This is a genomic window from Streptomyces sp. CA-288835, assembly GCF_050936385.1.
GTDB lineage: Bacteria > Actinomycetota > Actinomycetes > Streptomycetales > Streptomycetaceae > Streptomyces.
Map to the genome: position 1 here is coordinate 6,721,969 of NZ_JBNJMW010000001.1, position 7,717 is coordinate 6,729,685.

The 7,717-nt window shown below is 68.0% G+C and carries 6 protein-coding genes; all 6 read left to right on the forward strand.

Annotation, left to right across the window (positions count from 1 at the left end):
* Window positions 1-66: 66 nt before the first annotated feature.
* The 6 genes from eccB to ACQEVY_RS30665 all read left to right on the forward strand — a co-directional run bounded on the left by eccB (window position 67) and on the right by ACQEVY_RS30665 (window position 7,717).
* Window positions 67-1,545: a type VII secretion protein EccB gene (gene eccB / locus ACQEVY_RS30640; protein ID WP_432952606.1), complete on the forward strand. Its 1,479-nt coding sequence runs from the start codon at window positions 67-69 to the stop codon at window positions 1,543-1,545.
* A 421-nt stretch (window positions 1,546-1,966) separates the two neighbouring features.
* Window positions 1,967-2,380, forward strand: a complete 414-nt coding sequence (locus tag ACQEVY_RS30645; RefSeq protein ID WP_432952607.1) for a hypothetical protein — start codon at window positions 1,967-1,969, stop codon at window positions 2,378-2,380.
* Window positions 2,381-2,486: 106 nt separating this feature from the next.
* The gene (locus tag ACQEVY_RS30650) at window positions 2,487-2,807 is read left to right on the forward strand and encodes a WXG100 family type VII secretion target (protein ID WP_432952608.1); all 321 of its coding nucleotides are present in this window, start codon (window positions 2,487-2,489) and stop codon (window positions 2,805-2,807) included.
* A 205-nt stretch (window positions 2,808-3,012) separates the two neighbouring features.
* Entirely contained in the window at window positions 3,013-3,465 is a 453-nt protein-coding gene (locus ACQEVY_RS30655; RefSeq protein ID WP_432952609.1) for a type VII secretion system-associated protein, read from the forward strand.
* 71 nt (window positions 3,466-3,536) lie between these two features.
* Window positions 3,537-7,139: an AAWKG family protein gene (locus ACQEVY_RS30660; protein ID WP_432952610.1), complete on the forward strand. Its 3,603-nt coding sequence runs from the start codon at window positions 3,537-3,539 to the stop codon at window positions 7,137-7,139.
* A gap of 83 nt (window positions 7,140-7,222) precedes the next feature.
* Window positions 7,223-7,717: a YbaB/EbfC family nucleoid-associated protein gene (locus ACQEVY_RS30665; protein ID WP_432952611.1), complete on the forward strand. Its 495-nt coding sequence runs from the start codon at window positions 7,223-7,225 to the stop codon at window positions 7,715-7,717.

Below are 7,717 nucleotides of genomic sequence, written 5' to 3' on the forward strand. Positions count from 1 at the left end.
GAGCCCCCGCCTACTTGGCATCTACGGCGAAGCGTCACCAACTGCTGATTCGGGAGAACGGCGACCATGCACAGCAAACGGGACCAAGTACAGGCGCATCTCTTCATCATGGGCAGGCTGGCCTCGGCCATGCTGCGCGCCGAGCCCGACGATCCGGAGAGCCCGCTGGGCAGAACCAACCGCGGCGCCGCGATCGGCGTGATCATCGCCGTGCTGGTGTGCGCCGGCGCCTTCGTCTTCGGGCTCATCAAGCCGGGCGGGAACGACTCGTGGCGTACGGGGGAGAAGCTGATCGTCGACAAGCAGACGGGCGCGCGTTACCTGTATCTGGACGGTCGGCTGCGTCCCGTACGCAACTACGCGTCGGCCCAGCTCATAGCGGGCGGCGGCCTCGGCGTCACGACGGTGGGCACGTCCTCGCTCGCCGGTACGCCGCACGGGGCGCCCATCGGTGTCCCGGACGGCCCCGAGGCGCTGCCGGCCACCGGTGACCTGGACCGCAAGCCCTGGCTGGTGTGTTCGGGTGTCCGGCCGAGGACGACGGGCGTCGTCACGCCGACCACGACGCTCGCCCTCGGCGCGGACGTACCCCAGGACGTACCCGGTGGACGTCAACTGGGGGAGAACGACGGCCTGTTGGTCGCCGGGCCGGACCGCGCTACGTATCTGCTGTGGCAGGGCAGCCGGCTGCGCCTGGACGACCGGGCGAACGCGGCCGAGGCCCTGGGCTACGGGAGCGTCACACCGCGTCCCGTCTCGGCGGCGTTCCTCGACGCCTTCCCCCAGGGACCCGATCTGGCTCCCGTCGACGTACCCGGCCGGGGCACCGAGGGACCCGCGCTGGCGGGCCGGAGCACACGGATCGGGCAGCTCTTCCGCATCGACGTGCCCGGCTCCGCCTCCCGGTACCACCTGCTCACCCGCGAGGGTCTCGTGCCGGTCACGGCCACCGACGCGGCCCTGCTGCTGGGCGACCCGGAGACCCGGAAGAAGGCCTACGAAGGAGGCGCCGCGACCGTGGCGACGCTCGGCGCGGACATCCTGACCGAGCATCTCGCCCCCAACTCCGGGAGCGCCGCGGTGAATTCGGCGAAGCTGCCCGAGCGGCCGCCGAAGGCGGCCACGGTAGCCGCAGGCTCCGTCGCCTGCGCGGACGTCGACTCCGCGGACGGCGGCGTACGGGTGGGTACGTCCGTACGGCCCGAGAGCGCGCTGCCCGAGGCCGTGCAGACGCCGGCCCCCGAGGTCGTACCGGGCTGTCTCAAGGTCGACACCATCGTCGTACGACCCGGAAAGGGCGCGCTGGTCAGGGCGTTGAGCGCGAGCGGCAGCGCGCTGGGCGACACCACCTACCTGGTGACGGACCTGGGCGTGAAGTACCGGCTGCTGTCCCAGGAAGGGGTGAAGGCGCTGGGATACGAGGGCGCCGAGGAGCGGACGATGCCGTCGCCGATGTTGGCCATGCTGCCCAGCGGCCCCGACCTCACCCCTGAGGCGGCCTCCTCGGGAGAGGCGCGGGTGACACTGCGGTGTCCGCGGAAATAGCGGGTGATCGGGGACAACGGGTACACCGGGAAAAGCGGGAACAACGGGAACAAGTCGCCCGGCTGCAGATCATCCCGCAGGGAAATTTTTGGATTCTCCGGGGTCACCTCGTGTTAAGGCCGGGCGTCCGACCGTAACGCGGGGAAGGGGGCAATGTCCGATCTGTCCGACTGGGATCATGTCACCGCTCAAGTGAGCGGCGTGAGTTCCGAGTAATTGCTCAATCGAGCATTCGGGAATGAGGATTCGGGTGTCGCGCGGGCTCGGCGGGCAATTGCCAAACAAGTTGTGCCCTGCCTAGCATCTGGAAACCCCATGCCCCGGCGAACCGGCGTGTGATGGCCGGGCCACTCTGTCTGCCCGCGGAGTGGTATGGGGTCCACAGGTCGGTCGGTGAATTTCGCCGAAAGGGAGTTTTCTCATGGCCATGCAGCAGTCCGAAGAGCAGGCGACACGTGGCGGGATCCTGTCGCTGGAAACGGCGTTCAATGAAATCGCCGGCCGTCAGCAAGACGTGCAGTCCACGGCGGGCAATCTCGCCAACGCCTACCAGGGCGCGGACGGCGGGAAGTTCAAAACGTTGATGGAGACATGGGACGGGCATGTCGACACCATCCTGGTCAACCTGGACAGGATGGTCGACGAGCTCAACGAGACCCTCAGGGAACAGGGTCTGGTGCAGGGTTCCTCGAGCGAGGCGGTCGACCAGGAGTACTCGCGGTCCACGGCCGTCTTCGACGAGCTCAACGGGACGGACCTCTCGTCCTCCACCACCCAGGACAGGGCGGCTGAGGCCGAGTCGGGCACTCCCCCGCGAACGGGCTCTCCTGCTTGAGGCCGTCCTCCTGGAAGTACCTCCTTCTGAGCCGATGTTGTGACGGTCCCGCCCACTGACCGTCGGCACACGCTCCCCCGTACTCGTGGCGAAATCGAGGAATTCGATGAACTTCAACGAAGGTTTCATTTACGTCGACTACACCCAGGTCCAGGCCGCCGTGGAGGACATGGAGGCCCAGTCGCAGGCCATCGCGCGCGTCATCGAGAACCTGAACATGGAACTCACCGAGCTCCAGAACAGCTGGATCGGTGACGACAAAGATGTCTACGCCGAGGTCCAGAAGAAATGGGACATGGCCGTCCACAACCTCGGGCTGTTGCTCAAGAATCACTCCACCGCTCTCGAAGGCATCCAAATGGAATACGCGCGCACCCAGCAGAGCGGTACCGACCGGTGGCAGAGCGTCAGGATCGGCAGTCGCTGACCGCGCGAGACGGTCGCCTCCCGCCTTCCCCGCGCACGACGGTGCGGGTCGAGCCGGGCGGGAGCGGCGAATGAACGACCGGGCGCCGTCGGCCTCAGTTGCTCCGGGCTCCGCCGGCCCGGTCCGGAACAGCTGAGGCCGACGGCGCCCGACGTTCGGCCGCGGATTCTCTCAGTATTCGCAGATCTCCCGGAAGGGGAACGACGTGGCCGATGTCACGGTCCTTGACAGCGAATTCATCAAGAAGTTCACCACCGAACAGATCGAAGTTTTCGCCGCGACCCTGGGCGCAATCGCCCAGGACCACGCAACGGAGGGGCCGGCCATGAAATCCATCAGCGCCGGCATCGAAAACACCACGATCAGCTCCACGACCCCGCTCATTCTCGGCGAAATGGCCAAAGAACAGTCGTCGTCGGGCGGGGGTGAGCTGAACGCGGTCGTCCGGAAGGCCGCAGAGGAGCTGGCGCGCATATTCGAGGATCACGGCGTCCTCTTCGAGGATGTCCAGGAAGCCATGTGGGATACCGTCGACAAGCTGAACGAGGCCCAGGGGAAAGGCCTGGAGACCATCGCGATGGAGGAATTCATGGACATCTTCGAGGACGTCGACAGTGACCTGAGCGGTGAAAGCGAAGACGAAGACGAGGAGTCCTAGGACTTCCTGAGCCCGGACCGTAGTCCTCTCCTCTCCTACGACCACGAACACGACCTTCGCGGAGCACGGTGATGGCCGACCCCAAAAACAACAACGACGACAACTGGAAAGCCGCCGTTGACATGCTCACCGGCTACATCCTGCCGGCGCGGGACAAGTTGTTCGAGAATCTGAAGGGAAACGACGGCATCCCGATGATCCACGTCCGCCTGGACAAGGTGGGCGGTCCGGGATACGAGTCGGGATTCGTTGGCTCGGGCGGCTGGCACACGGAGAACACCGACTACACCATCCCGTTCTACCGCCCGGACGATGACGCCAAGGACGTGTCGGCGGGAAGACTGCTCTACATGTACCGGGCGCACATCACCTTCCTGGCCTCCAATACGGCGGCCCCGCCCAGTGGTGACGACATCATCTCGGACTACGAGAAGACCAGCACGAAGCTGAAGGGCAAGGGCGGCTGGAACAAAGAGGGGGAGGGGATCACCTGGAATACAACGGACCTGGCCCGGTACATCTACGGCTCCAAGGCCGCCCTGGAGCAGCTGACCACTTCGCCCTACTCCACCCACGGGTTCACCAGCCACAGTCTGGACGTGCCGGACACTTCCTATGTCGATCTGAACTCCTTCACCGACGCGGCCAAGGCGTTCGACCGGGCCGTGAAGTTCTTCGAGGACAGCGCGGTCACCGTCGGGAAATGGGACACCGAGAACATCGGCGAGGGCAGTGACGCCTGGGACGGCACCTCGGCGGCGGTGTTCAAGGCGCTCATCCATAAACTGGCGAGAAACTACGAGGGATACGCCGACCAGCTCAACGGTGACAACGGCGACGGAACCGCCACCGAAGTCGCCCTCGACGGCACGGTCGTGAGGTCTCATCCAGCCCGAGCCCTGATCGCCGCCCAGCAAACGCTCTACGACCAGGCGAAGGAACTTGAGCTCCGCTGGAAGGCGTGGCGGCCCGAGAGCAACCCGCAGCGCTGGCTCTACGACCTGCTGGAAAAGGCCCGTCTGGAGATTCTCAACCAGATCGACTACACCGACTTCGAGGTTATCGGGGCTGGGCCTTACAGCGCTGGCCAGTTGGCGGTCGTGGCGCTGGACGGTTTCAAGAACGACATCGTCATCGACGGTGAATCCTATGGCACGCCCAGTGACATGGCGACATGGAAGAAAGTGGCGGAAAAGGCCGTAAGCCTGTGGGGGGAATCCGTTCAGGAATTCCTCAGCGTGGCGGGTGCCGATGCCATCGTCGCCGTCAACAAAGCCTTCGCCGATGCGCAGAATGCATTTGACACGAAGATAACCGACAAGGACAAGAAGTCGCTTTCGGACATCTCCGCCAAGGAGGATGCCGTCAAGCAGAAGAAGGACGCGGACGCGGCAGCCGCAGCGGCGGCGGCTGCCGCCGACAAGCAGAGGCGCGACGCGGAGGCGGCGGCAGCGGCGGCGGCAGCCGAGGCCGACAGGCAGAGGAAGGCGGCGGAGGCGGCAGCCGCGGCGGCGGCGGCCGAAGCCAAGGCGGACCGGGAGGCGGACCAGGCCGAGGCCAGGGCGGACCGGGAAGCGGAGCAGGCCCAAGCCAAGGCAGAGCGGGACGCGGCAAAGGCGCAGGCCGACAAGGACAAGGCCGACGCCAAGGCCGAGCGGGATGCCGAGAAAGCCGCCGCCCAGGCCGAGAAGGATGCGGCGAAGGCCCAGGCCGATCAGGACAAGGCCGAGGCCAAGGCCGAGAAGGACGCGGAGAAGGCCGCGGCCCAAGCCGAGAAGGACGCGGCGAAGGCGGAGGCCGATCAGGACAAGGCCGAGGCCAAGGCCGAGCGGGATGCGGAGAAGGCGGCGGCCCAGGCCGACAAGGACGCGGCGAAGGCGGAGGCCGACCAGGAGAAGGCCGAGGCCAAGGCGCAGAACGAGCAGGACCGCGCCGACGCCAAGCAGGCCCAGGACGAGGCAAAACAGCAGGCGGACGCGCAGCAGGCGTTCGCCGTCGCCCAGGCGAACCAGCAGCGGGCGGACGCCAAGAAGGCCCAGGACGAGGCGAAGGCCGAGCGGGAGGCCGAGAAGGCGGAGGCCGATCAGGAGAAGGCCGAGGCCGAGGCGAAGGCGGATCAGGAGAAGGCGGAGGCCAAGGCCGAGCGGGATGCGGAGAAGGCGGCGGCCCAGGCCGAGAAGGACGCGGCGAAGGCGGAGCAGGACCAGGAAAAGGCCGCAGCCAAGCAGGAGCAGGAAGCCGCCAAGGCCGAGGCGGATCAGGAGAAGGCCGAAGCGAAGGCCGAGCAGCAGGCCGAGAAAGCGGCGGCCCAGGCCGAGAAGGACGCGGCGAAGGCGGAGCAGGACCAGGAAAAGGCCGCAGCCAAGCAGGAGCAGGAAGCCGCGAAAGCCGAGGCCGAGCAGGAGAAGAGCGAAGCCAAGGCCGAGCAGCAGGCCGAGAAGGCTGCCGCGAAGCAGGAGCAGGAAGCCGCCAAGGCCGAGGCCGAGCAGCAGAGGGCGGAGGCGAAGGCGGAGCAGGATCAGGAGAAGGCTGCCGCCAAGCAGGAGCAGGAAGCCGCCAAGGCCGACTCGGCGCGCCAGCAGGACGAAGCCCGGCAGGAGTCCGTACGAGAGAAGCAGCAGGCCCGGCTGGAGGCCGAGCATGCCAAGGTCGAGGCGCAGGAGGCCTACGACCAGCAGAAGGCCGAGGCCCAGCAGGAGCGCGCGAACGCCGAGCGGGAAGCCGACCGCCAGGAGGCGGAGGCGAAGCAGCAGTACGAGCAGGAGAAGGCCCAGGCCCAGCAGGAGCGGGAACAGGCGCGGGAAGAGGCCGAGCAGCAGCGGACGGAAGCACGGCAGGAGTACGACCGCGAGATAGCCGCCGGCACCGACGAGCGGGACGCCCGCGAGGAGTACGACCGGCGGATCGCCGAGATCGACGCCGCCGAGCGGGACGCCGTCAAGGAGGCCGACGACGCCGAGGCGCGGGCCAAGGAGGACTACCAGGACCAGAAGGCCGCCGCCCAGGAGCAGCGGGATGAGGCCCGTTCGGAGGCGGAGCAGGCCCGGCGGGACGCCAAGGCCCAGTACGACCAGCGCATGGGCGACATCCAGGCCGAGTACGACCGGATCGGGGCCGGCGAGAAGGACATCGGCGAACTGATCCGCCAGCGCATCGCCGACCTCCCGCAGCCGCCCGACCTCTCCTCGTACGGCCCGTCGGGTCTCGGCTCGGGAGGCTCGCAGTACGCCTCCGCCTTCAACGACAACCTCTACAACCAGGAGGACCTGGCGTCCGCCTTGGGCCGCCCCGAGGGGAACGGAGTCCCGGCGGGCGCGTCCAACGGTTCCGGCGGTATGGGGGCGCCGATGATGCCGCCGATGATGCGGGGCGGGGGTGAGGGGGGCGGAACCGGCGAGCGGGTCCGTACCGCCGTCGAGCCCGGTGCCGTCCGCACCGGCAGGGTGGCCGCCGCCACGCCGACGGTCGATGACCAGGAACACCAGGTGGCCCCGCGATCCGCGCAGACCAGCAGTAGTACGCCCTTCATGCCCCCGATGGGTGGCATGCCCGGGATGGGAGGGCCCGGACAGCAGACGGAGAGCGGCGACCGGGAGCGGACCACCTGGCTGGTGGAGGACGAGGACGTGTGGGGCACCGACGAGGGCGGCGCGCCGCAGGCCCTGGGGAGATGAGCTGATGACGTCGGCCGCCCGGCGCCGGTCGCGGGAGCGGCGCCGGGCGGCCCGTTGTCCAACGGACCGGTGAGGAGACCAAGTTGAGTGAGTCGATCGAAGATCGCGTCGCCGAGGCGATGGCGCATCTCAAGGCGACCGAGGAGGCCGTCGCCCAGGCGCAGGGTGAGCTGAACGCGGCCTCGGTGACCGCGCACTCGGCGGACAGATCGGTCCGGGTGACCGTCGGGGCCAAGGGCGAGCTGACGAGCCTGGAGTTCCTCGACGGCAAGTACCGGAACATGGCGGCCTCGCAGCTCTCCGCCTCGGTGCTGGAAGCCGCGAACGAGGCGCGTGCCGAGATGGCGCGCCGGGTCGTCGACACGCTCGACCCCCTCACCAGGATGACTTCCCGCGGCATGGCGCCGGAGCGGATGGGCGTCGACTGGGGCTCGGTCTTCGGGTCGTTGCTCAGCGAGACCGCCGTGGAGAAGAGGCCGACGGCGATGAGCCGGTTCCGGGACGAGATCCACGAGGACGAGGAGCCGCCCGCCGCCCCGCCCGGCGGCGGGGAGAACAAGCGACAGGGAGGTGCGTAG